Origin of the sequence: Aeromonas sp. R7-1, from assembly GCF_040908115.1 — a bacterium.
Classification (GTDB): domain Bacteria; phylum Pseudomonadota; class Gammaproteobacteria; order Enterobacterales; family Aeromonadaceae; genus Aeromonas; species Aeromonas caviae.
In genome coordinates this window covers 12,100-35,596 of the sequence record NZ_JBFODD010000012.1, presented here as the reverse complement: position 1 = coordinate 35,596, position 23,497 = coordinate 12,100, and the positions used below count along the sequence as shown (strand labels likewise).

22 protein-coding genes and 1 pseudogene are annotated in these 23,497 nt (G+C 62.7%); 9 read left to right on the top strand and 14 right to left on the bottom strand.

Annotation, left to right across the window (positions count from 1 at the left end; translation table 11 throughout):
* Positions 1-46 precede the first annotated feature (46 nt).
* The 5 genes and pseudogenes from AB5Y51_RS01460 to trmA all read right to left on the bottom strand — a co-directional run bounded on the left by AB5Y51_RS01460 (position 47) and on the right by trmA (position 3,944).
* Complete coding sequence (locus AB5Y51_RS01460; RefSeq protein WP_010676075.1) at positions 47-229, bottom strand: hypothetical protein; 183 nt, start codon at positions 227-229, stop codon at positions 47-49.
* Between the two features lie 54 nt (positions 230-283).
* Positions 284-1,609: a two-component system sensor histidine kinase RstB gene (gene rstB / locus AB5Y51_RS01455; RefSeq protein WP_010676074.1), complete on the bottom strand. Its 1,326-nt coding sequence runs from the start codon at positions 1,607-1,609 to the stop codon at positions 284-286.
* 113 nt (positions 1,610-1,722) lie between these two features.
* Positions 1,723-1,812 (bottom strand): annotated as a pseudogene (locus AB5Y51_RS01450) (two-component system response regulator RstA); the annotation flags it as partial.
* A gap of 25 nt (positions 1,813-1,837) precedes the next feature.
* Entirely contained in the window at positions 1,838-2,545 is a 708-nt protein-coding gene (gene rstA, locus AB5Y51_RS01445; RefSeq protein WP_010676073.1) for a two-component system response regulator RstA, read from the bottom strand.
* Positions 2,546-2,810: 265 nt separating this feature from the next.
* Positions 2,811-3,944, bottom strand: coding sequence for a tRNA (uridine(54)-C5)-methyltransferase TrmA (gene trmA, locus AB5Y51_RS01440; protein WP_103260961.1), 1,134 nt, complete (start codon positions 3,942-3,944; stop codon positions 2,811-2,813).
* Positions 3,945-4,113: 169 nt separating this feature from the next.
* Here trmA and AB5Y51_RS01435 point away from each other — a divergent pair, with 169 nt between their 5' ends.
* Together AB5Y51_RS01435 and AB5Y51_RS01430 are read left to right on the top strand one after the other, a co-directional pair.
* On the top strand, positions 4,114-5,235 hold the full coding sequence (locus tag AB5Y51_RS01435) for a DUF5610 domain-containing protein (protein ID WP_368177940.1): 1,122 nt from the start codon (positions 4,114-4,116) through the stop codon (positions 5,233-5,235).
* Positions 5,236-5,329: 94 nt separating this feature from the next.
* Positions 5,330-5,863, top strand: a complete 534-nt coding sequence (locus tag AB5Y51_RS01430) for an ATP--cob(I)alamin adenosyltransferase (RefSeq protein WP_368177939.1) — start codon at positions 5,330-5,332, stop codon at positions 5,861-5,863.
* 154 nt (positions 5,864-6,017) lie between these two features.
* Here the strand turns inward: AB5Y51_RS01430 and malZ are convergent, their stop codons facing one another.
* The 9 genes from malZ to AB5Y51_RS01385 form a co-directional block, all read right to left on the bottom strand.
* Positions 6,018-7,847 (bottom strand): maltodextrin glucosidase, encoded by a 1,830-nt coding sequence (gene malZ / locus AB5Y51_RS01425; RefSeq protein ID WP_029314873.1) that lies wholly within the window; start codon positions 7,845-7,847, stop codon positions 6,018-6,020.
* Between the two features lie 245 nt (positions 7,848-8,092).
* Positions 8,093-8,941 carry an HDOD domain-containing protein gene (locus AB5Y51_RS01420; protein ID WP_039039670.1) on the bottom strand — a complete coding sequence of 283 codons (849 nt, stop codon included), beginning with the start codon at positions 8,939-8,941 and terminating at the stop codon, positions 8,093-8,095.
* A gap of 69 nt (positions 8,942-9,010) precedes the next feature.
* Positions 9,011-9,430: an META domain-containing protein gene (locus AB5Y51_RS01415; protein WP_368177938.1), complete on the bottom strand. Its 420-nt coding sequence runs from the start codon at positions 9,428-9,430 to the stop codon at positions 9,011-9,013.
* Between the two features lie 178 nt (positions 9,431-9,608).
* The gene (gene yegD, locus AB5Y51_RS01410; protein WP_368177937.1) at positions 9,609-10,970 is read right to left on the bottom strand and encodes a molecular chaperone; all 1,362 of its coding nucleotides are present in this window, start codon (positions 10,968-10,970) and stop codon (positions 9,609-9,611) included.
* A 104-nt stretch (positions 10,971-11,074) separates the two neighbouring features.
* Entirely contained in the window at positions 11,075-12,064 is a 990-nt protein-coding gene (locus AB5Y51_RS01405; RefSeq protein ID WP_042878605.1) for a 2-hydroxyacid dehydrogenase, read from the bottom strand.
* A gap of 77 nt (positions 12,065-12,141) precedes the next feature.
* Positions 12,142-12,621 carry a CreA family protein gene (locus tag AB5Y51_RS01400; protein ID WP_010676064.1) on the bottom strand — a complete coding sequence of 160 codons (480 nt, stop codon included), beginning with the start codon at positions 12,619-12,621 and terminating at the stop codon, positions 12,142-12,144.
* A gap of 21 nt (positions 12,622-12,642) precedes the next feature.
* Positions 12,643-13,089: a DUF962 domain-containing protein gene (locus tag AB5Y51_RS01395; protein ID WP_010676063.1), complete on the bottom strand. Its 447-nt coding sequence runs from the start codon at positions 13,087-13,089 to the stop codon at positions 12,643-12,645.
* Between the two features lie 191 nt (positions 13,090-13,280).
* Positions 13,281-14,141, bottom strand: coding sequence for a hypothetical protein (locus AB5Y51_RS01390; protein ID WP_010676062.1), 861 nt, complete (start codon positions 14,139-14,141; stop codon positions 13,281-13,283).
* 156 nt (positions 14,142-14,297) lie between these two features.
* On the bottom strand, positions 14,298-14,684 hold the full coding sequence (locus tag AB5Y51_RS01385; RefSeq protein WP_010676061.1) for a TraR/DksA C4-type zinc finger protein: 387 nt from the start codon (positions 14,682-14,684) through the stop codon (positions 14,298-14,300).
* A gap of 462 nt (positions 14,685-15,146) precedes the next feature.
* Between AB5Y51_RS01385 and AB5Y51_RS01380 the strand changes: the two genes are divergently transcribed.
* From AB5Y51_RS01380 to AB5Y51_RS01350, 7 genes are all read left to right on the top strand, one after another.
* Positions 15,147-16,478, top strand: coding sequence for a glutamine synthetase family protein (locus AB5Y51_RS01380; protein WP_010676060.1), 1,332 nt, complete (start codon positions 15,147-15,149; stop codon positions 16,476-16,478).
* A gap of 291 nt (positions 16,479-16,769) precedes the next feature.
* Positions 16,770-18,131 (top strand): aspartate aminotransferase family protein, encoded by a 1,362-nt coding sequence (locus AB5Y51_RS01375; protein WP_253583760.1) that lies wholly within the window; start codon positions 16,770-16,772, stop codon positions 18,129-18,131.
* A gap of 54 nt (positions 18,132-18,185) precedes the next feature.
* Positions 18,186-19,283 (top strand): polyamine ABC transporter substrate-binding protein, encoded by a 1,098-nt coding sequence (locus AB5Y51_RS01370; RefSeq protein ID WP_041214238.1) that lies wholly within the window; start codon positions 18,186-18,188, stop codon positions 19,281-19,283.
* Between the two features lie 117 nt (positions 19,284-19,400).
* Positions 19,401-20,486 (top strand): polyamine ABC transporter substrate-binding protein, encoded by a 1,086-nt coding sequence (locus tag AB5Y51_RS01365; protein WP_050498258.1) that lies wholly within the window; start codon positions 19,401-19,403, stop codon positions 20,484-20,486.
* A 76-nt stretch (positions 20,487-20,562) separates the two neighbouring features.
* Entirely contained in the window at positions 20,563-21,717 is a 1,155-nt protein-coding gene (gene potA / locus AB5Y51_RS01360) for a polyamine ABC transporter ATP-binding protein (protein WP_010676056.1), read from the top strand.
* Positions 21,714-22,619: an ABC transporter permease subunit gene (locus AB5Y51_RS01355; protein ID WP_010676055.1), complete on the top strand. Its 906-nt coding sequence runs from the start codon at positions 21,714-21,716 to the stop codon at positions 22,617-22,619. The genes potA and AB5Y51_RS01355 overlap by 4 nt, the downstream gene beginning before the upstream one ends.
* Positions 22,616-23,458 carry an ABC transporter permease subunit gene (locus AB5Y51_RS01350; RefSeq protein ID WP_010676054.1) on the top strand — a complete coding sequence of 281 codons (843 nt, stop codon included), beginning with the start codon at positions 22,616-22,618 and terminating at the stop codon, positions 23,456-23,458. The genes AB5Y51_RS01355 and AB5Y51_RS01350 overlap by 4 nt, the downstream gene beginning before the upstream one ends.
* Positions 23,459-23,497 lie beyond the last annotated feature (39 nt).

Sequence of the window (23,497 nt, the reverse complement as noted above, 5' to 3'; positions counted from 1 at the left end):
GGGGCCCCCTGTCGGGGGCCCCTTTTTCATGACGGCAGCGGGCAGCTTACTTGGTCTTGGGGGCAACCTTGACGGCCGGCGCCTTGGCGTGGGCAGCCTTGTGATGCTTTTTCACGACCTTGGTCTGGGTGGCGTGGGGAGCGGCGGCCTTGGTCGGGGTGGCGGCCATGGTGAAGCCGGAGGTCAGGGCGAAGACAGCGGCCAGAGTCAGGGGGATCAGCTTGTTCATATTCCAGTTCCTCGTTCGGTTTGATGACATGGAGCGTTTCTCCATGACTTCATCCTAGGGCTGTTCGACCTGCGGTTCAGTGAGCGACTGGTGACGGTTTGTATCCAAATGTACGGGCAGGGTCAGGCAGAAACGGGCACCGCTGCGGCTTGGCAGCAGTTGCACCTCGCCGCCGTGGTGGTGGGCGATGCTGCGCACGATGGCCAGCCCCAGCCCGGCGCCGCCGGTGCGTCTGTCCCGGCTCTGATCCAGGCGCACGAAGGGCTCGAAGATTTGCGGGGCCAGCGCGGGATCGATGCCGGGGCCATCGTCGGCCACCTCCAGCAGATAGTCGTCCCCCTGTCGCGCTATGCAGAGGCTTGCCTGGCTGGTGGCATGGCGCAGAGCGTTGCCGATGAGGTTTTCCAGCGCCCGGTCCAGCAATCGGGTGTCGCCGCGCCAGGGCAGAGCCATGGCCGGGCGCACGAAGTCGAGCCGCTTGTCCGGTCGCAGGGCCTGCCAGTCGGCCAGGCGGCTGCCGGCCCAGCTGCCGAGCTCCAGATCGCTGCATTGCAGCGGCAGTTCGGGGCGATCGAGCCTGGCATAGGTGAGCATCTCCTCGATGAGGGCATCGAGGGCGCCGAGGTCCCGCTCCAGTCCCTGCTGCTCCTCGGGTGAGGGAGGCTCGGCCAGCATGGCGAGGCGATAGCGCAGCCGCACCAGGGGGGAGCGCAGCTCGTGGGCGATGGCGTCGGTCAACTGCTTGCGACTGGCCAGCATGGCCTGCAACTGCTCCGCCATCTGGTCGAAGGTGCGGCCGACCCGGCCCAGGCTGCTGCCGGGCGGCAAACCGGTGCGACAGGAGAGATCCCCGTCGCCGACCCGGCGGGCGGTCTGTTCGAGCTGTTGCAGGCCGCGCCAGTGGGGGCGCAGCCAGAGCAGGATGGGCAGGCCGAGGGAAAGGCCGATGAGCAGCAGCAGCCCCACGTCCACCCAGTGCAGCTCGTGCAGGTAGGAGAGGTAGGGGACGGGGCCGACGATCAGCACCTTGTCGGTGTTCGGGATGCGCTGCAGGAAGGTGTCATCCTCCTCGACGATGACGATGTTGCCCGCCTCGAGGAAGGCCTGATCCTCGCTGGCCAGGGGCTGGTTGGCGAGGACGCCGATCTGCAGCGGCAGATTGAGCTGGCGGCTCTGCTCGCCGGTGCGGGTGGCCCAGTGTTCCGGCGGCAGCCGGGCCAGCTCGCCAGTGAGCAGGCCGAGGGAGCCTTGCATCATCCGCTCCAGATAACGGTCCCCCGCCCGCTCTGCACTGACCTGATAGACCAGCCCGATGAGCAGAATGGCGAGGGTGAAGCAGCCTATCAGCAGCAGATAGAACTGGATAAACAGGCGTCGCATCGGGGCTCTCCTCTTGCCTGGATTGCGTCTGGGCATTGCCTTGTTGCCCCTCATCCCCAACCCTTCTCCCGCAAGGGGAGAAGGCTGAGTGCATCAAGGTCATTCGGCGGGGCTTATTCCCAGGCCTGGGGCACCAGCAGGTAACCTTTCTGGCGCACCGTCTTGATCCAGATCGAGTTGTTGCTGTCATTCCCTGGCTTCTGGTGTGCAGGCGTGTGAGACACCAGCTCATTCCCAAGCCTGGGGTACGAGTAGATAACCCTTTTGGCGCACCGTCTTGATGCGGGTCGGGTTGTTGCTGTCATCCCCGAGCCGGCGGCGCAGACGGGAGATGGCCACGTCCATGCTGCGATCCTGGCCGTCGTAGTCGCGCCCCCGCAGGCTGCGAAACAGCGCCTCCCGCCCCAGGATCTGGCCGGCGTGGCAGGCCAGCTCCCACAGGAGGTCGAAATCGGCGGTGGAGAGGGGAATGCTCTCCCCATCGAGGCGCACGTCCCGACCCGGGCCGTCTATCTGGAGGCGGCCGAACTGCAGGCGCTGGGGTGGGGCGGCGGGGACCACGGCCTGCTGGCTCTGCCCCTGCTGGCGAAACTGGACCCGCAGCCGGGCCAGCAGCACCGGGGGGGGCGTGGTCTTGAGGATGTAGTCGTTGGCCCCCAGCTCCAGGCTCAGGATCTGGTTCATGTCGCTGTCGAGCGAAGTGAGCATGACGATGGGGCCGGCAAAGCGCGGACGCAGATCCCGGCACAGGGAGAGGCCATCCTGCCCCGGCAGCATGATGTCGAGCAGCACCAGATCCGGCTGCTCGGCCAGGGCCCTGTCGAGTGCCCGGTCACCCCGGGTCTCCAGCAGCACCTCAATGTCGTGGCGACCGAGCCAGCTGCTGATGAGCTGGCCTATCTCGGGATCGTCTTCAACAAACAGAACGCGTGGCATGGTGGCGTGATTCCCCGGTCATGGCGTGAGTGGGCGTGTCGCCAGCATAACGGCTGCGTCCGCGCTCTGCACCGGGATAACTAATCAATGCGGGGGTTTTTGCCCCTTCTCCCGGGGGAGAAGGGGGGACAGGATGAATCGGTTGGCATCGGGCCGCCCCCACTTGTCCCGTGGCGGGTCGGGGCGGCGCGATGAGGCAGGATCCGTGCCCTTCAGTGGCCATAGCGGCCCCGGCTGCCATGGAGCAGCCGGGGAACCGCCCGGATCAGCCGCCCTTGCGCTTCAGATACACCCCGGCTTCCATGTGGTGGGTCCAGGGGAACTGGTCGAACAGGGCGAAGCGGGCGATCTCGTGGGTTTCACCGAGCACGGCCATGTTGGCCTGCAGGGTCTCTGGGTTGCAGGAGATGTAGAGGATGTTGTCGTAATCCTGCACCAGCTTGACGGTGGCGTCGTCCAGACCGGCCCGGGGCGGGTCGACGAAGATGGTGTTGCACTGGTAGGCGGAGAGATCGACCCCCTTGAGGCGGTTGAACTCCCGCTCGCCGCGCATCGCCATGGTGAACTCCTCCGCTGACATGCGCAGGATGATCAGGTTGTCGACGCCGTTGGCGGCGATGTTGAACTGGGCGGAGTCCACGCTCGGCTTGGCGATCTCGGTGGCCAGCACCTTGCGAAAGTTCTGCGCCAGGGCGATGGAGAAGTTGCCGTTGCCGCAGTAGAGCTCCAGCAGGTCCCCCTCGCTCCCCTTGGTCACGTCCAGGGCCCAGCCCAGCATCTGTTCGTTGATGGCGGCGTTGGGCTGGGTGAAGCTGTTTTCCACCTGCTTGTAGACCAGCTCGCGCCCCTGCACGGTCAGGCGTTCGATGACAAAGTCATCCCCCAGGCAGATCTTCTGCTTGTGGGCGCGGCCAATCAGTTGCAGCTCGAACCCCTTGGCACGCAGGTCGGCCTGCAGCGCCTCGGCGGCCTGCTGCCACTCGGCTTCCAGCTTGCGGTGGTAGAGCAGGCTGACGCAGATCTGGCCGGACTGGGTGGAGAGATAGTCGATCTGGAACAGCTTCTTGCGCAGCACGGGGTGCGGGCGCAGCCCGGCCAGCAGCACCGGCATCAGCCGGTTGATGAGCAGGCTGGCGGTGGGGAAGCTGTCGACCCGGATGATCTCCTTGGTGGCCGGTGCATACATGCAGTGGAAGAGGTCGTCCCCCTCGTGCCAGATGCGGAACTCGGCGCGCATCCGGTAGTGCTCGGCGGGAGAGGCGTGCAGCTCCAGCGCAGGCGGATTGAAGGGGGCGAACAGCTGGGTGAGGCGATCGCGCTTCTCGTCGAGCTGGGCCTGGTAGTCGGCAGGAGTCCGTCTGCCCTGGGCGTCGGCGGAAGAGGGCTGGGATTGAGTCATGGATACCTCGCATGCACCGGGCTGAGCCGGGGAAAGACCGGGGGAAGGCCGCAGCCAACCAAAGGGTGGGGATTTTAAAAGGCCGTTGCGGATTGTCCAAGTTTTTTGTGGTCAAGAAGTGGCCAGTCGGGCCGATAACCGATCCACCACTATAGGCGGGAGAGTAATGATGCAAATTGATGGCATGGGCGCAGCCCAACCCAAGGGAGTGGGCATTGCTCCCAAATCGCCTCAACAGACGGAGTCGAAGGCGGCGGACAAGGGGGACGAGGTCTCCCTGAACAAGCCCCCGAAATGGGCCCAGGTGCTGATCCAGCAGGCGCTGCAATTTGCGCTGGAGATCAACGGCCAGGGCTACAAGGCACCCAAGGTGCAGGAGCCCCAGGAGGTTACCCCGGAGACCCTGTTCGATTTCCAGTCGGTGGCGGACAACGTGTTGCAGTTCGTCACCGGGCGGATAGGCGCGGCCCGTGCCGACGGCAAGTCCGACGACGACCTGACCAAGATGATGGAGCAGGCCCGCAAGGGGGTGGACAAGGGCTTCGGTGACGCCAGGAAGCTGCTCGGTGACTGGGCGGACAACGAGGACATCAAGACCGGCATGGATCAGAGCTACAAGCTGATCCAGAAGGGGCTCGACGAGTTCGAGAAGGAGTTCTTCGGCAAGGTGTCGACCACGGATCTGGGGGATGCCAGGATGGCCAGCCGCCAGCAGGCCCTCCTCGAGATCGAGACCCGGGACGGGGACAAGGTGATGCTGCGCTTCAGCGACAGCTGGCAGTTCAAGTCCCAGAGCGACGGGGGGGGCAGCCAGTTCAGCCTCAAGTCGAGCCAGAGCTTCGACTTCTCCCTGGAGGGGGATCTCGACAGTGCCGAGATGGATGCCATCGGCACCCTGGTCAAGGGGCTGGACGAGCTGGCCGGGCAGTTCTTCAAGGGGGGCGACGGCAAGACCCTGGCGGACGGGCTGAGCGGGCTGCAACTGGATGACAGCCAGCTGGTCTCCTACTCCCTCAAGCTCAAGCAATCGGCCAAGTTGAGTCAGACCTACCAGGGGGCCAGTTCCCTGCAGGAGAGCCTCAAGCCCCTGGCGGACTACCTGCCGAGGCTCAGCCGGTTGCAGCAGCAGGCCGACGCCCTGCTGCCCCCTTCCCAGCAGGAGGCGCTGACACCCACCGTGCTGGCGGCGCGGGGTCAGGACGGGGCGACCCAGGGGGCAGGCTTCATGGGCTTCAACCAGCGGATGCTGGAGGCCATGAGGCTGCTTGGCCAGCAGATGGCGACCGGCTAGTCTGGCGACGCCCCCGTGATGCTGGCGGGGGCGGGGTGTTTGCCAGCCCGTCCCCGGGCTGGCACACTGCCCTTTTCCCCAGCCCGGCGATGCCATGAACCCCAAGAAGCCAAGAGACAAGCGCGAGCTCTGCTACCCCTTCATCTTCGAAACCCAGTTCCAGTGCGACTACGAGATCGCCACCGACGAGCTCTGCTGCCAGGTGGGGGCCGTGCTCTCTCATCTGATGCCGGATGAGGATACCCGGCCCGTGATGGCGGATCTGGCGACCCTGCAGCGGCTCATCTACAACCTCAACGGCTCGGTGCGGGGACGGCTCGGCATCTTCGAGGAGGATCTGGACTGGCTGAAGGGACGGTACGATCACTACAACGAGGCGAGTCGCGGCCGGGTGACCGGCTTCGTGCTGCCCCAGGGGCCCCAGCCCGTTCCCACCCTGCACCTGTGCCGCTGTGGCAGCAAGAAGGTGGTGCGTCTGCTGGTGCGTCTCGAAGAGAGCGGCGTGCGCTTCGATCCTATCCTCTATCGCTTCGCCAATCTGCTGGCCAACTTCTTCTTCGTGCTCACCGTCTACCTCAAGCAGGCGTGGGATGTGACCGAAGTCCCCTATGTCAGCATCAACTACTGATGAAGAGATGATGTTTGATGCATTCGTCGCATCACACATGACGGCGTAGGGTTATTGGATCGAAAAACAGCGATGAGGCAGCATCCGTCACTTCGGGGGATGCAGGCATAAAAAAACCGGCGCCCCGAGCGCCGGTTTTCTATTGCCGCTATCCCTAGCTCGACAGCAGTACCCTGGCGGAGTTGGCCGGGATGGTGAGCTGCACCTCCCCCTGCACCACCTCGAACTTGTCGCCGTTGAAGGCATCGGTGAAGCGGCTGGCGGGGCTGGCGGTCTGCCACAGGGGCAGGCTGATGGTGCGCGGCTCCGTGGGGTGGCGGTTGCAGGCGACCACCACCTGATCGCTTTGCAGGGTACGGGCGAACACATAGCTGTGAGGGCCGGCGTAGAGGGTCTGGATGTCTCCCCGACGCAGGGCCGGGCGCTGGCGGCGCAGCTGGATCAGGCGGCGATAGTGGTCGTGCAGCACGTGATCCCAGTCGGTGGTATCCCAGGGGAAGCAGCGGCGGCAGTCCGGGTCGTTGCCGCCGGAGAGCCCCACCTCGTCGCCGTAGTAGATGGAGGGCACGCCGATGTAGGTGATGAGCAGGGTGGCGGCGAGTCGCATCCGCTGCTTGTCTTCCCCCAGCAGGTGCAGGAAGCGGGCGGTGTCGTGGCTGTCCAGCAGGTTGAACTGGGCCAGCTGGTTCTTGAACGGAATATGGGCCCGCGCCAGCTTGAGCCAGTGATCCAGCTCGGTGGCGCTGATCTTGATGGGGTGATAGGCGATGTCCTGCCCCGCCAGGAAGGCGCGGATGGGGTGGGCGAAGCCGTAGTAGTTCATGGCGCCGTCCTCCTGATCCCCCTGCAGCCACTGGCTCGCCTCGAAGAAGTGCTCGCCCAGCACGTAGGCGTCCGGATTCTCCTGCTTCACCGCACCGCGAATGGCGCGCACATGGCCGCGATTGCCCTCGGCAGTGCCCCGCTCCCCCAGCATGTGGATGACGTCGAAGCGCCAGCCATCGATCTGGTAGGGGGCGCGCATCCAGTAGCGCAGAATGGCGTTGTCTGCCCGATAAACGGCGTCCTGCACCTGTTCACTTGAGAAATCCAGCTTGGGCAGGCTGCGGATCCCTTTCCAGCTAACATAATCCCCTTCCTGATCGAAGGTGTAGAAGCTGCGCCAGGGGGAGTCCGGGTTGCTCTGGGCGCCCAGCGGCGGGCAGAACCAGGGGTGCTCGGTGGAGGTGTGGTTGACCACCGCATCCAGGATGATCCTCATGCCGCGCTGGTGCAGGTTGCGGGTCAGCTCGGCAAACTGGGCATTGGTACCGAGGTGCGCATCCACCTTGAAGTAGTCCTGGGTGTCGTACTTGTGGTTGCTCGGCGAATCGAAGATGGGGTTGAGGTAGAGCGCCGTCACCCCCAGGGATTGCAGGTAGTGCAGTTTGGCGTCGATGCCCGCCAGATCCCCGCCGTAGAATTCACAGGCGCCGTGCCCCTCTTCGTGGCGGCTGACCGGCTCGCCCCAGGCCTTGCTGATGACCGCCTTGCCCCTGTACTCGTACTCGTGATGCTTGACGCTCAGCGACGGGTCGCCGTTGCAGAAGCGGTCGGGGAAGATCTGGTAGAACACCTGATCCTGCACCCAGGCCGGGGGCTGGTGATGGCTGTTGAAGCGGAAATGCTGCTCCCGCGGCGGCATGGCGGCGCTGACGCCTGCCCCGTGCAGCCACCACTGCTCCTCGTCGGTGAGGCACTTGAAGCAGTAGAGGTGGATCTCCTGCCCCCTGGCCAGCGGCAGTTCGACCTGCCAGACCTGAAGCCTGTCCCGGGTGGCGACCGGCGTCATGGCGACCAGATACTCCTCGTTGTCCGGCTCGTGGCGCAGCCACACCTCGCGGATGGGGGCGTCCAGCTCGCTGAACAGGGTGAGCTGCAGGGTGTCGGCACTCTCTTTGAACCAGGGTGCCGCCTGGGGGTGAAACAGGAAGGGATGGGTCATGGTATCTACTGTGTCAGAGAGGCTCAGGAATGGGGGATGGGCGCAGGCCATCTTATCCCGTCCATGGGCGTGTGTATGTGACGACCGGCCAGAATGAGACGGTGCTTCCGGCTTGGCTGGGCGGTCTGCCGTGACGCTATTGGGTCAGCAAATCGGCCAGGGCGTTGCCTTGTTCGTGCAGCTGTTTGAGCTGTTCCGCCAGAATGAGACGGGGATCCGGCTCCTGCTGATCGGCCGTTGTACATCTACTGGGTCAGCAAATCGGCCAGGGCGTTGCCCTGTTCGTGCAGCTGCTCCAGCTGATCCGCCAGGCTGGCGGGATCCAGCCCCAGCTGGTCAGCCAGGGTTCTGGGGAAACGGGCGATGATGGCCTGGGCCGGTACGCCGGCCTGCCAGGCGAAGGAGACGAAGACGGCGAGCCGGATGAGCACGGCCTCCTTGCTGACCGGATCGTGGGAGAGGGGGTCGAGCTGCTGGGCGATGGCATCCACGAAGGCGGGCGACAGGTTCCAGCGCCGCGCCAGCTCTGCGCCGAGCTGGGCATAGTCGTAACCCAGCATCTCCCGCTGGGCATCGACCCGGCTGCTGCCTTTCTCGATGGCCAGATTGATGAGCCCCGCCTCTTCCGGCAGGGTGCTCTGGATCAGCAGCTCGCCAATGTTGTGAATGAGGGCGCAGGTGAAGGCGGTCTCGGGATCCACCGAGGTGGTCTGCTGTGCCAGGGTGCGGGCAATGGTGGCGACCTGGAAGGTCTGGGTCCAGAAGTGGAGCTTGTCAAAGCCGGGGGGGGCCTTGAAGCTGCTGATGATGCCGGAGGCGACCACCACGGAGCGCAGGCGGTTGAAACCGAGGCGGATCACCGCCTGTTCGATGGAGGTGATTTCATTGCCACGGCGCAGGGCGGCGGAGTTGGCCATCCGCAGTACCTTGACGCTGATCACCTGGTCCATGGCGATCTTGGCCGCGATCTCGTCGATGCGGGCATTCTCGTCGTTGAAACTCTGCATCAGCTCGTGCAGCAGTTTCGGAATTGTGGGCAGTTGCTTGATCTTGCCAAACAGGCGATCCATCGACATGGCTGAGGCAGCCTCCATTGCTAACAATGCCTCATATTGTGCCACAGCCTGGCCAGTTGTTCCTGCTGGCGAGCGGTTTTGTGAGCCCTAGTACACCCAGTCTTGCAGTCTGTATTCCAAACGGTGCCGTTTTCCCTGGAGGATCAGGGTCTGGGTGGAGCCGCTCAGTGTGGCCCCCTCCGTCAGGGTGGCGAGCACGGCCTGCTCTATCAGATCGAGTTCGGGGGGGCAGGTCATGGCGGTGCTGCCGAGGCTGGTGACCCAGAGCTTGTTCCCCTTGAGGTGACCCTGGCCGAAGTAGCGGTTGCAACCGGCGATGCCGTTGACGGTGAAGTGTTCACCGATCTCGATGTCGGGGGGATTGCTGCGGCGGCTGGCGATGGCCTGGCCATCCAGCCGATCGAGCACCCAGTGATGGTGTTGCAGATCTTGCGAGGCAAAGCGGGGAGCACTGCTGCAGGCGCTGAGCAGAAGCAGGGCGAGCAGCAGTAGCAGGTATCTGGGCATTGAAGGGGCTCCGGTGGTGGGTATGACAAGCATACCCGTCCCCGGGCCCGGGCGGCAGGGCGAGGGGGGAGGAGCCCGACCGCTTCTGTCGCCCCGGGGGAAGAGGGGGTGTCGGCAAATGGCAACACCCGCCCCGAGCGAACCTGTCTACCGGTTGCCCATGGCTCCCCTGGCCGTTTCAGTCCGCAAACAGGCGCTCGGCATAGCGGGCGAGGCCCGAGGCCACCGAACCGAAGTCATCACCCCCCTCCAGCGGTACCTTGGGCAGTTTCTGCTGGATGAAGGCCTTGATGAGGGGGGAGCGGGCACTGCCGCCGGTGACGAAGACCCGGTCAGGCTGCACGCCTGCCGCCAGGATAGCCTCGTCCATCAGCTCGCCAATCTTCTCCAGCAAGGGGGCGGAAGCACTGGCCAGCTGGGGGCGGGTGAGTGCCGCCTCCAGCCCTTTTTCCAGCTCGTTCAGGGTCTGGTGATTGTGCTCGTGGTCGGAGAGGGCGATCTTGCCCTGCTCGGCGCGCCACACCAGTTGATGGCTCAGCTTGTGGGCCCGCAGGCTGGCGAGGCGCGGGAGCTTGCTGCCGGGCTGGCTGTCGAGCTGGAGATCCTGCAACTGGCGGGCGGTATCCAGGCTGTAGAAACGGCTCTGGGCACTGACGTCATTGATGGCGGCGGCGTCCCAGAACAGGGGATGGGGTAGCGGCTTGCCGGTCTTGAGGGTCTCGTGCATGCCGAGCAGCGGCATCATGCCCTCCACGGTCAGGCGGATGTCGAAGTCGTTGCCCCCGATGCGCTGGCCGCTGTGACCGAGCAGATCGCCGTCGCGATCCAGCTGGTCACGGTGGCTCGGGCCCATGCGCAGTACGGAGCAGTCGGTGGTCCCGCCCCCGATGTCCACCACCAGCACAACCGCATCCTCGGTGAGGCGCGCTTCGAACTCGAAGCCGGCGGCCACCGGCTCATAGAGGAACTCCACCCGCTCGAACCCGGCGAGGCGTGCCGCCTCCCTCAGGATGGCGATGGCCTGGCGGTTGCTCTCTTCCCCCGCCAGTCCCTGGAAGTTGACCGGTCGGCCGATCACCGCCTGGCGGATGGTGCTGCCCGTCTGCTGCTCCGCCTCCCGGCGCACGTGCAGCATCATGGCGCAGACGATGTCCTCGAACAGGGCGATCTGGGGAGCCTTGAGGCCATAGGCCCCGAGAAAGGATTTGGGGGACTTGATGTAGTAGCCCTCGTCCGGCTCTTCCAGATAGCGCGCCAGCGCCGCACCGCCGAAGCTCAGCTCGTCGATGAGTCCCTCTTCGCGCATTTGGCGGCGCACCGCCTGGGCCCGGGTCACCACGGGACCGCGCAGCTTGAGGTATTCGCTCTGCTGGACGGGGGCCAGCCCTTCGGCCAGGAGGCCGGCGATGGCGTCCCGGTGGGGGGCGTGCAGGGTGGAGGGAAGGTAATGGGAACCGGAGAGGGTCAGCAGCCTGGGGCTGCCCTGTTCCATCACGGCGACGGCACAGTTGGAGGTACCGTAATCAAATCCGATGAACATGCTGGCCAGACTCCTGTACAAAAAAGGGCTGGTAGCCTACCCGATGCCGCCGGGTCTCACAACCCGGCGGCGGGATCAATGGCGTGGCGACAACGCCTCAGGGATCACTCCACTTCGTTGTCAGAGCGGCCCTGGCTCTCGATGGCCTGGATGTTGCTGAGGGTGGTGTCGGCGATGGCGTGCAGCGCCTCCCGGGTCAGGAAGGCCTGGTGACCGGTGAACAGCACGTTGTGGCAGGCAGACAGGCGGCGGAAGACGTCGTCGGTGATCACCTCGTTGGACTTGTCCTCGAAGAAGAGGTCTTCCTCCTCCTCGTAGACGTCCAGCCCCAGGGCGCCGATGCGGGAGGTCTTGAGGGCCTCGATGGCGGCGTTGGAGTCGAGCAGGCCGCCCCGGCTGGTGTTGATGATCATCACCCCGTCCTTCATCTTGGCGAAGGCCTCCTTGTTCAGCAGGTGATAGTTCTCCTTGAACAGGGGGCAGTGCAGGCTGATGACATCGGACTGACGGAATAGGGTGTCGAGATCCACGTACTCGGCGCCCAGATCGATGGCCGCCTGGTTCGGATAGGGATCGCTCACCAGCAGGCGCATGCCGAACCCCTTGAGGATGCGCAAGGTGGCGATGCCGATCTTGCCGGTGCCTATGATGCCGGCGGTGCGGCCATGCATGTTGAAGCCGACCAGCCCCTCCAGGGAGAAGTTGGCGTCCCGGGTGCGCTGATACGCCTTATGGATGCGGCGGTTGAGGGTCATCATCAGGCCCACCGCATGTTCGGCAACGGCCTCGGGGGAGTAGGCAGGCACCCGCACCACCTTGAGTCCCAGCTCCTTGGCGGCGGCCAGATCCACGTTGTTGTAACCGGCGCAGCGCAGGGCGATGACCCTGGTGCCGTACTGCGCCAGCTCGGTCAGCACTTCGCGGTCGGCATCATCGTTGACGAACAGGCAGACCACGGGGAAGCCGTGGGCGAGACGGGCCGTCTTGGCCTCCAGCCGCACGTCGAAGAACTCCAGATCGAAACCGTACTGGGCGTTGGCCTGGTGGAAATGTTCCTTGTCGTAGCTCTTGGTACTGAAAACGGCGACTCTCATGGTGCGCTCTCCGTAGATAATGATGTGGTTAAATTACAACAAATAGTGACCGTCATCACGGGATAAGTGGTGCTGTTTCAACCCCAGGGCATGATGGGGACGGCACTCACTGCACTCTTGTACGAACCATCCACCAACTTGGTGCTGTAAGTCAGATAGACAAGGGCATTGCGCTTCTCGTCGTAAAAACGCACCACCTTCTGCTCCTTGAACACCAGCGAGGTGCTGACATCGAACACCTCTTCCCCCGCCTTCAGCTTGGCGGGCAGGGTGATGGGGCCGATCTGGTGGCAGGAGAGGGAGGCGTGGGAGGGATCTTCCGCCAGCCCAAGGCCACCCTTGACGCCGCCGGTCTTGGGGCGGGCCAGATAGCAGGCGACACCGGCGATTTTCGGGTCGTCGAACGCCTCCACCAGGATCTTGTGGTTGGGTCCGAGCAGCTTGAAAGCGGTGCTCACCTCGCCGACGGGATCTGCCTTGTCGGCCAGCACCGGGCCGGCCATCAGTGCCCCCAGCAGCAGGGGCAGGGGGCGAGCAAGGGTCTGAAGATGTCTCATGGTCTCTCCTGTTGGCCTCCCTCAGAAAGGGATGCCCAAACGACGATAGAGGCTGGCCAGCACCCAGGCGGGGCCTACCAGCAGAAATTGCAGGTCGGTGAGAAAGGAGGGGCGTTTCCCCTCGATATGGTGACCGACGAACTGGGCTATCCAGAACAGCACGAACCCGATGAGGGCAGGCCACAGCAGCGGCCCCTGCCAGACGTGGCAGAAGGCCAGTCCCAGGGCGGTCAGGGCCGTCATCCCCGTAAAGATCGTCAACGACAGCCGCAGGTAGAAGACCAGCACCGGGATGGCCGCCAGCCCCGCCCAGTTGAGGGACGCTGGCAGGGGACCGGCGGGCAGGCACCAGAGCAGTGCCAGGATGCAGAGGTAGATGCCTGGCACCGCCACCTTGTGGATGGCCACATTGACGGGGTGTTGATGGCTCTGGCCGTAGTCGCGAAACCAGTCATCCAGTCGTTTCATGGCACCTCCCTGGTGCGCGTATTGAGGCCGGGCGACCTCGCGTTCCTGTGCGTCTGCGGCGGGCTGCGCCCACCGGATGGGATGACCCGCGGCTGATCACGCTCCCGGCGGCGGATATTCCCAATGCCGGGATACCGTGTCCGTTCATGCTCGCAGCGGTGGATATTCTCAACGCCGGATATCGTGTCCGTTTACTCCTGCGACGGTGGATATTCCCAATATTGGGCCGGAATGCTTTTGAGCAAGGGGGTCATGTCGGGATTGGGCAGGGCGATGGTGACTCTCTGCTCCAGATTGGCGCTGGCCAGGGCCTCGCGGATCTTGGGGTTCTCCCGAAAGAACGCCATGAAGCTGCCGTCGGCATAGGCACGCTCGAGGCCGGTCTGGATCGCCTTGGCCAGCTTCGGCGACTCCGGGCTGACGAAGAAGAACTCGGCGAAGGGGTAGCGGATCAGCAGGTGCTGATCGATCACCAGGTTGGGATATTGTGCCGCCAGCTCGCTGCGTTCGGCGAAGATTTCCACCAGACCACGGGGGAAGAAATCCAGCTTGTCGCCGTCATTCATCAGGCGAAACAGGTTGCTGTAGCGCCCGGCATAGGTGGGAATGCCTGCCAGTTCCAGGATCTTGTTGTCGGCCCAGCCCACCCCCTGTGCGGCTTTCAGTTTCTTGAGGTCTGCCAGGGTGTTGATCTGGTTGAACCGCTCCTGGGCATCAGCGTGGATGAAGGAGAGGCGCAGCCCTTCCAGGCCACGAAACAGCGGGATTGGTACTGCGGTGAGGGAGGATTCCAGCGCGCTGGAGGTACCCATCCAGAACACATTGATGACCTTGCCCTTGGCAAGCGCCTGCTGGAGGCTGTACTGGTTGAGATTGAGGTCGACCCGCTCCAGCTTGTAGGGCTGCCCGGCGTGGTTGAGCGCCAGTTCCAGCAGCTTGAGCTGGTATTCGTTGTCGAGATCGTTGATCGGTCGGCTGGGGACCTTGACGGTGAGCGTCTGTGCTTGTGCCAGCAATGGCAGGCACAAGCACAGCCTGATGAGCCATTTCACGCTTTGATCTCCTGTAGGATCCGGGACTTGCCCGGAGTCTAACAGAAGTTGTCACGCTCTTGCTGTGAAAGGGGCCGGGGATCACCCGGCCGCGTCATCTTCGGGCATGACCTGCCCTGTGCCCGGCTCGTACCGAGGCCGGGCTTGTTCGCCGCATCAGGCGACGCGACGGAACACGTGAGTGTCGTTGAATTCCTTGGTGCTCTGGCATTCAACACAGAAGCGGGACTCGGGACGGGCCTGCAGCCGCTTGAGAGAGATCTCGTCGCCACAGGATTCGCAATAGCCGAAATCCCCTTCATTGATCCGCTTCAACGCCCCTTTCAGCTTGCGCAGGTGCAACTTGTCGTGCTCGATGCGGTTCAGCTCCAGGCGACGGGCCTCCTCGACACTGGCACGGTCAATTTCATCCGCCATCTCGTTGGTATCGGTGGCGATAGCCTGGCTGGCCTGGGAGTTGAGACGTTCTTCGAGCTCAAGGATTTGTCGCTCGATCTGGCCTTTGTAGAAGGTCAGTTGGTCTTCTGTCATGAAATCACACATACGGTTTGCTACCAGTCAGTTTCCCAATGTTACCCATTGATGGGGGCTGTCTGTCGTCAGACCAAGCCCTTGTATCCCGTTTTGCACCAAATCCATGCAGGAGAGTGCAAATCAGGGCGGGCCTTGTACCAAAAAAATGCAGACATGCAAAGGAAATTGGATAAGGAGTGTGCGCCCTTGCAAAGAAATGGGCCTTCTCCGACAGGGTCTGACTGAGTATCGAACGAGATCCCGCCGCCGTTGGCATCGAGCTTGCAGTGGGCTGATCGTGACACAAAGTGTTTAGTATTTGGTGCCGCGCTGGTCATTATACAGGCCGTTGTTTATAGTTTTTTAAACACCGCTGCTTGACAAAGGCCTTTATCACGGGCTTTTATGGTGTGGTCGATTACATTTTCTTAACAAGGGTGTTCCTTATATTAGACACCCTTGACAATGGCAACCGTAAAGTCGGGGTTTAACATGGACAGTATCAAGGGCTGGATGGAGAGCAATCGCATCACGGAAGTGGAGTGCCTGTTTCCGGATTTCACCGGCAATGCCCGAGGCAAGATCATTCCAGCCAACAAGTTTCTGCGCGAGGGGGGCATGCGGCTGCCCGAGGTCATCTTCACCCAGACGGTGACCGGCGAGTACCCGGATGACGACAGCATGATAGACCCGCTGGAGCGGGACATGCAGCTCTATCCCGATCCCAACACCATTCGTTTCGTACCCTGGGCGCTGGAGCCCACCGCCCAGGTGATCCACGACTGCTTTGACGTCAACGGCAAGCTCATCGACATCGCTCCCCGCTCCGTGCTGCGCCGGGTTCTGTCATTCTACGAGAAGCAGGGCTGGAAGCCGGTGGTGGCGCCGGAGCTGGAGTTCTACCTGGTGACCCGCAACGAAGATCCCGACTATCCGCTGGTGCCGCCGGTGGGCCGCAACGGCCGCCCGGAAACGGCCCGCCAGTCGTTCAGCATCGATGCGGTGAACGAATTCGACCCCATCTTCGAGGACATGTACGACTACTGCGAGGCCCAGGAGCTTGAGGTGGACACCCTGATCCACGAATCCGGCGCCGCCCAGATGGAGATCAACTTCCTGCACGGGGATGCCATCGATCTCGCCGACCAGGTGTTTCTGTTCAAGCGCACCATGCGCGAGGCCGCCCATCGCCACGGCATCTATGCCACCTTCATGGCCAAGCCCATGAGCAACGAACCGGGTTCCGCCATGCACATCCACCAGAGCCTGGAAGACATGGATGGCAACAACCTGTTTGGTACCAGCGAAGGGGGCAACTCCGATCTGTTCATGCATTTCATCGCCGGCCTGCAGAAATACACCCCGGCAGTGACCGCCCTGCTGGCGCCGAACGTCAACTCCTACCGCCGCCTCACCTTTGGCGAGAGTGCGCCGCGCAACGTGCAGTGGGGGGTGGAAAACCGCACCTGCGGCCTGCGGGTCCCCTTCTCCGAACCGAGCGCACGTCGGGTCGAGAACCGCTTCGCCGGGGCCGATGCCAATCCGTATCTGGCTCTGGCCGCCACCCTGGCCTGCGGTTACCTCGGCATGCTGGAGAAGCTCGAACCCATGCAGGAGATGAAGGCGAGTGCCTATGACCTGCCCTACAGCCTGCCCCGCTCGCTGGAGGAATCGCTGAGCCACCTGGAGCAGTGTGAACCCATCAAGGACATGCTGGGGGAGCGCTTCATCCGCGCCTTCGTGGCCGTCAAGCGCAAGGAGTACGAGACCTACTTCGGCGTGATCAGCCGCTGGGAACGGGAATTCCTGTTGCTGAACGTCTGATCTGTCCCCGGGGGAGGCGAGGCCTCTCCCCGTCATATCGCAAGCAAGGTGCCGAAGGCCCGTCTCGCGGCGGCGCCCGCGACCCGGAAGGCACCGAGTATAGGTGAGGCCCGCTCCCGCAATGGAGAGGGGCGTCACCTGCAATCAACTGGCGACGATGTTCGCCCCATGGAAAGGCATCGAGCAGGCAAGAGAGTGCCAGCCCCGTGAATGGCAGTGACCGGGCAGGCCACCCGTGCCCTCATGAATGGCGACAAGATTCGCCGAATCGAAGGAACCGAGGAGCAAGCAATGCAGCACACCACCCGTGAGTGGCAGCAACTGGAAGCCAGCCATCATCTGCATCCGTTTACCGATTTTCAGGCCCTGAACAAGAAGGGCAGTCGCATCATCACCAAGGCCGAAGGCGTCTATCTGGAAGACTCCGAAGGCAAGCGCATTCTGGACGGGATGGCGGGTCTGTGGTGCGTTAACATGGGCTACGGCCGTCAGGAGCTGGTGGATGCCGCCACTCGCCAGATGCAGCAACTGCCCTACTACAACCTCTTCTTCCAGACCAGCCACCCCCCTGCTGCCGAGCTGGCCACCCTGCTGGCCGAGATCACGCCTTCCCACCTCAACCACGTCTTCTTCACCGGCTCGGGTTCCGAGTGTAACGACACCGTGCTGCGCATGGTGCGTCACTACTGGGCCAGCAAGGGACAACCTGACAAGCAGGTGATCATCAGCCGCCACAATGCCTATCACGGCTCCACCGTGGCGGGGGCCAGTCTGGGGGGCATGAAGGGGATGCACGCCCAGGGCGGCTTGCCCATTCCGGGCATAGTCCACATCGACCAGCCCTATCACTTCGGTGAGGGAGAGGGCATGAGCGCCCACGAGTTCGGTCTGGCCCGTGCCCGCCAGTTGGAAGAGAAGATCCTGGCACTGGGGGTGGACAAGGTAGCCGCCTTCATCGGCGAGCCTATCCAGGGTGCGGGGGGGGTCATCATTCCGCCCGAGAGCTACTGGCCCGAGATCCAGCGCATCTGCGACCAGTACGGCATCCTGCTCATCGCCGACGAGGTGATCTGCGGCTTTGGCCGCACCGGCCACTGGTTTGCCAGTGACGGTTTTGGCATCAAACCCGATCTCATGTGCCTGGCCAAGGGCATCACCTCGGGCTATCTGCCGATGGGCGCCGTGATGGTGGGGGACAGGGTAGCCAGGGTGCTGGTGGAAGAGGGGGGCGAGTTCAACCATGGCTTCACCTATTCCGGCCATCCGGTCGCCTGCGCCGTGGCCATTGCCAACATCCAGCTTATGCAAAGGGAGAGCATAGTTAAGCGAGTTCATGATAGTATCGGCCCCTATTTGCAGCGCCGCTGGGCTGAGCTGGCGGACCATCCGCTGGTGGGAGAAACCCGTGGAAAAGGCCTGGTCGCCGCGCTGGAAATAGTGCAGGACAAGCAGACGAAACGTCGCTTCCCGGCCGAGCTCCATGCCGGGATGACCTGTCGGGAGTTCTGTTTTAACAATGGCTTGGTGATGAGGGCTGTCGGCGATACCATGATCATATCGCCCCCCTTGGTGATCACCGAGGAACAGGTGGATGAATTGGTCAAACTGGCCAGGCTCAGTCTGGACCTGACGGCTGCAAAGCTGCGGGAATAGGCGGGAACCGGGCAGGTTGGCTTACGCATACAATTTGCTTAGGAGACAAGGACTATGTCTTTTAAAAAGGGAATGATGGCTGCTTCTGTGGCGCTGGTCATGATGAGTACCGGGGCGATGGCCGACGAGAAGGTGCTGCACGTCTACAACTGGAGCGACTATATCGCGCCGGATACGCTGGAAAACTTCCAGAAGGAGACGGGCATCAAGGTGGTCTACGACGTGTTCGACAGCAACGAAGTGCTGGAAGCCAAGTTGCTGGCAGGCAAGTCGGGCTATGACATCGTCGTACCGTCCAACCCCTTCCTGGCCAAGCAGATCAAGGCAGGTGTCTTCCAGAAGCTGGACAAGTCCAAACTCTCCAACTGGCAGAACCTGGACGTCGACCTGCTCAAGGCGCTCGAACCGAGCGATCCGGGCAACCAATACTCCATCCCTTACCTGTGGGGCACCATCGGCTATGCCTACAACGCCGAGAAGGTGAAGGCCGTGCTGGGGGCCGATGCGCCGGTCAACTCCTGGGATCTGGTGTTCAAGCCGGAGAACATGGCCAAGCTGAAGGAGTGCGGTGTCTCCTTCCTCGACTCGCCGACCGAAATGCTACCGGCCGCCCTGCAATACCTGGGCTTCAAGCCGGACAGCCAGAAGCCGGATGAACTGAAGAAGGCAGAGGAGCTGTTCCTCTCCATCCGTCCCTATACCGCCTATTTCCACTCCTCCAAGTACATTTCGGATCTGGCCAACGGCAACCTGTGCGTGGCAGTGGGTTACTCCGGTGACCTGCAGCAGTCCAAGGCCCGTGCCGCCGAGGCCAAGAACGGTGTCAGCCTGACTTACACCATTCCGAAAGAGGGGGCAGGCAGCTTCTTCGACATGATCGCCATCCCGGCGGATGCCAAGAACGTCGAGGCGGCCCACACCTTCATCAATTACCTGATGAAGCCGGACGTGATCGCGAACATCACCAACGTGGTGCAGTTCCCGAACGGCAACAAGGCGGCCACGCCGCTGGTGGACGAGGCGATCCGTACCGACCCGGGTATCTACCCGACGCCGGATACCCTCAAGAAGATCTACACCTTCCCGGATCTGCCGGCCAAGGTGCAGCGTCTGATGACCCGCAGCTGGACCAAGATCAAGTCAGGCAAGTAAGAGTGACGAGTACCCCTCCCGGTCCGCAGTTCGGCCGGGAGGGTGGTGACCACCCGACAGGTTGGACGGCGCGTATGGATGCGCGACTGGCAAAATCACACAAATGAGGACTGATAAGTGCACATGACCAAGATGGCAACGCTGGCCCTGACCCTGGGGTTTGCAAATCTGACCCAGGCAGCCCCTGTGGTTCATTTTTACAACTGGTCCGATTATATCGGCGAGACCACCCTCAGTGACTTTCAGCAGAAGACCGGGATCAAGACCGTCTACGACGTGTTTGACTCCAACGAGACGCTGGAAGGCAAGCTGCTGACCGGACGCACCGGCTACGATCTGGTCGTGCCCTCCAACAATTTCCTGGCCAAGCAGATCAAGGCGGGGGCCTTCCAGAAGCTGGACCTCACCCTGCTGCCAAACCTGAGCAACCTGGACCCCTTGCTGCTCAAGCAGCTCGAGAAGGTGGATCCGGGCCATCAGTACGCCGTGCCCTACCTCTGGGGCACCAACGGCATCGGTTACAACGTCGACAAGATCAAGGAAGTACTGGGTGTCGACAAGATTGACTCCTGGGCGACCATCTTCGAGCCGGAAAACATGAAGAAGCTCTCCCAGTGCGGCGTGGCCTTCCTCGATTCGGCGGACGAGATGATCCCGGCGGCCCTCAACTACCTGGGGCTCAACCCCAACAGCCATGAGCCGGCGGACATCAAGCGGGCCGAAGAGCAGCTGCTCAAGGTGCGCCCCTATGTGGCCTACTTCCACTCCTCCAAGTACATCGGTGACCTCGCCAACGGCAACATCTGCGTGGCGGCCGGGTTCTCCGGCGACATCCTGCAGGCGGCGTCCCGGGCCGAGGAGGCGGGCAAGGGGATCAAGATTGCCTACAGCATCCCCAAGGAGGGTGGCAATCTCTGGTTCGACATGATGGCGATCCCGGCCGATGCCACCAACGTGAAAGAGGCTCACGCCCTGATCAACTACATTCTCGAACCGCAGGTCATCGCCAAGGTGAGCGACTATGTGGGTTACGCGAACCCGAACATCAAGGCGGGAGAGTTCATGGACAAGGCCGTTCGCGAGGACGAGTCTGTCTATCCCCCCCAGGCGGTGCTTGAACGTCTGTATGTGCAGGAAGCACATCCCCGTTCGGTGCAGCGCCTGATCACCCGGAGTTGGACCAAGATCAAATCCGGAACCTAACCTTGGTGCCCATCCCGGGGCGCCAGATTGTATTGATGGATCGGCCCAGGCCGGAATCACCTTTGGGAGTTTGGTAATGGCGATAGCCTCCAGTGCCTACAAGAAAGCCCTCGAGGGCAGCCAGCAGCGTAAAGAAGTGCTGGTCAAAATAGACAGGGTAAGCAAGCAGTTCGACGAAACGCTGGCGGTCGACAACGTGTCTCTCAACATCCACAAGGGCGAGATCTTCGCCCTGCTGGGTGGGTCCGGCTCCGGCAAGTCCACCTTGTTGCGGATGCTGGCCGGGTTCGAGCGACCCACGGAAGGACGGCTGTTCCTCGACGGCGTCGACATTACCGACATGCCGCCCTATGAACGCCCCATCAACATGATGTTCCAGTCCTACGCCCTGTTCCCCCACATGACGGTGGCCCAGAACATCGCCTTCGGCCTCAAGCAGGATGGCCTGCCCAAGGCGGAGATTGATGCCCGGGTGGAAGAGATGCTCAAGCTGGTGCAGATGACCCAGTACGCCCGCCGCAAGCCGCACCAGCTCTCCGGTGGTCAGCGTCAGCGGGTGGCCCTGGCCCGTTCCCTGGCCAAGCGTCCCAAGCTGCTGTTGCTGGACGAGCCCATGGGGGCGCTCGACAAGAAGCTGCGCTCCACCATGCAGCTCGAGCTGGTCGAGATTATCGAGCGGGTCGGCGTGACCTGCGTCATGGTGACCCACGATCAGGAAGAAGCCATGACCATGGCCGAGCGGATCGCCATCATGCACCTCGGTTGCATCGAGCAGATCGGCAGCCCGATGGACATCTACGAAACCCCGGCCAGCCGGCTGGTGTGCGAGTTCATCGGCAACGTCAACCTGTTTGACGGCCTGCTGGTGGAGGATGAGCAGGACCACGCCATCATCGCCTGTGCGGATCTGGAGCAGCCCATCTATGTGGGTCACGGCATCAGCTCCCGGGCGGAGAACAAGAAGGTCACCTATGCCCTGCGTCCGGAAAAACTGCTGATGAGCCTGCAAAAGCCGGAAGAGATCGAGCATCCGGACTTCAACTGGACCAAGGGCGAGGTTTATGACATCGCCTATCTGGGCGGCCATTCCGTGTATCACATCCAGTTGCCCTCGGGCAAAATCGTTCAGGCTTTCATCGCCAATGCCGAACGCCACGGCAAACGGCCGACCTGGGATGACCAGGTGTTCCTCTACTGGGAAGATGACAGCGGCGTGGTGCTGCAATCATGAAGGCATTGAGACGACTCAAACAGGTGGGAGGGCGGCAGCTGGTCATCGGCATCCCCTTCTTCTGGCTGTTCCTCTTCTTCCTGCTGCCCTTCATCATCGTCGTGAAGATCAGCTTCGCCGAAGCGGACGTGGCCATCCCGCCCTACACGGACGTGGTGAGCTGGGCAGACAATCAGCTCACCATACTGCTCAACCTGGGCAACTACCTGCTGCTGCAGGAGGATGAGCTCTACATCGCGGCTTATCTGGGGTCCCTCAAGATAGCCCTGGTCAGCACCCTGCTCTGCCTGCTGATCGGCTATCCCATGGCTTACGCCATTTCGCGGGCCAACAAGGAGACCCAGACCGTTCTGCTGCTGCTCATCATGATGCCGACCTGGACGGCGATCCTGATCCGGGTATACGCCTGGATGGGGATCCTCAGCAACAACGGCCTGCTCAACAGCGTCCTGCTGGGCATCGGGGTGATCGACGAACCGCTGCAGATCCTCAATACCAACCTGGCGGTCTATATCGGCATCGTTTACTCCTACCTGCCGTTCATGGTGCTGCCGCTCTACGCCAACCTGGTCAAGCACGACCAGAGCCTGCTGGAGGCGGCCTCCGATCTGGGTGCCCGCAACCTGACCCGGTTCTGGCAGATCACGGTGCCACTCTCCAAGAACGGCATCATCGCCGGTTGCATGCTGGTCTTCATCCCGGTGGTGGGCGAGTTCGTCATCCCCGAGATGCTGGGTGGTCCGGAGACCCTGATGATCGGGAAGGTGTTGTGGCAGGAGTTCTTCAACAACCGTGACTGGCCGGTGGCCTCCGCCCTGGCGGTGGTGATGCTGGCGGTGCTGATCATTCCCATCATCCTGTTCAACCGCAACCAGGCCAAAGAGCTGGAGGGCAAGGCATGAGACGTTTCGGTTTTGCCAAGCTGATGCTGTGGCTGGGTCTGCTGTTCATCTACCTGCCCATGATCATCATGGTCATATACTCCTTCAACGCCTCCAAGCTGGTGACGGTGTGGGGGGGGTGGTCGCTCAAGTGGTACTTCGGCCTGCTCGACAACAAACAGTTGATCGGGTCCGTGTTCCGCTCCCTGGAGATCGCCTTCTACACCGCCATCGCGGCGGTGGCGCTGGGGACGGTGGCGGCCTTCGTGCTGACCCGGATCCCTCACTTCCGTGGCCGGACCCTGTTCGGCGGCATGGTGACGGCGCCGCTGGTGATGCCCGAGGTGATCACCGGTCTCTCCCTGCTGCTGCTGTTCGTGGCCATGGCCCAGCTGGTGGGTTGGCCCGCGGAGCGGGGCATGCTGACCATCTGGATAGCACATACCACCTTCTGTACCGCCTATGTGGCGATCGTGGTGTCGGCGCGGCTGCGGGAGCTGGATCTCTCCATCGAGGAGGCGGCCATGGACCTGGGTGCCAAGCCGTGGAAGGTGTTCTTCCTGATCACCATCCCGATGATCGCCCCGTCGCTGGCGGCGGGTGGCATGATGTCGTTTGCCCTGTCGCTGGATGACCTGGTGCTGGCGAGCTTCGTCTCCGGCCCGGGTTCGACCACCCTGCCGATGGAAGTGTTCTCGGCGGTGCGCCTCGGCGTGAAGCCCGAGATCAACGCCATCGCGAGTCTGATCCTGCTGTCGGTATCCCTGTTCACCTTCGGTAGCTGGTATCTGATGGCCCGGGCGGAGAAACGCCGTCGCGCCGAGATCGCCATGACCACCCAGATGCAGGCAGTTGCCTGACCTGCCCCGTGATAAGATCCGCATTCCCCCATCCGTCAG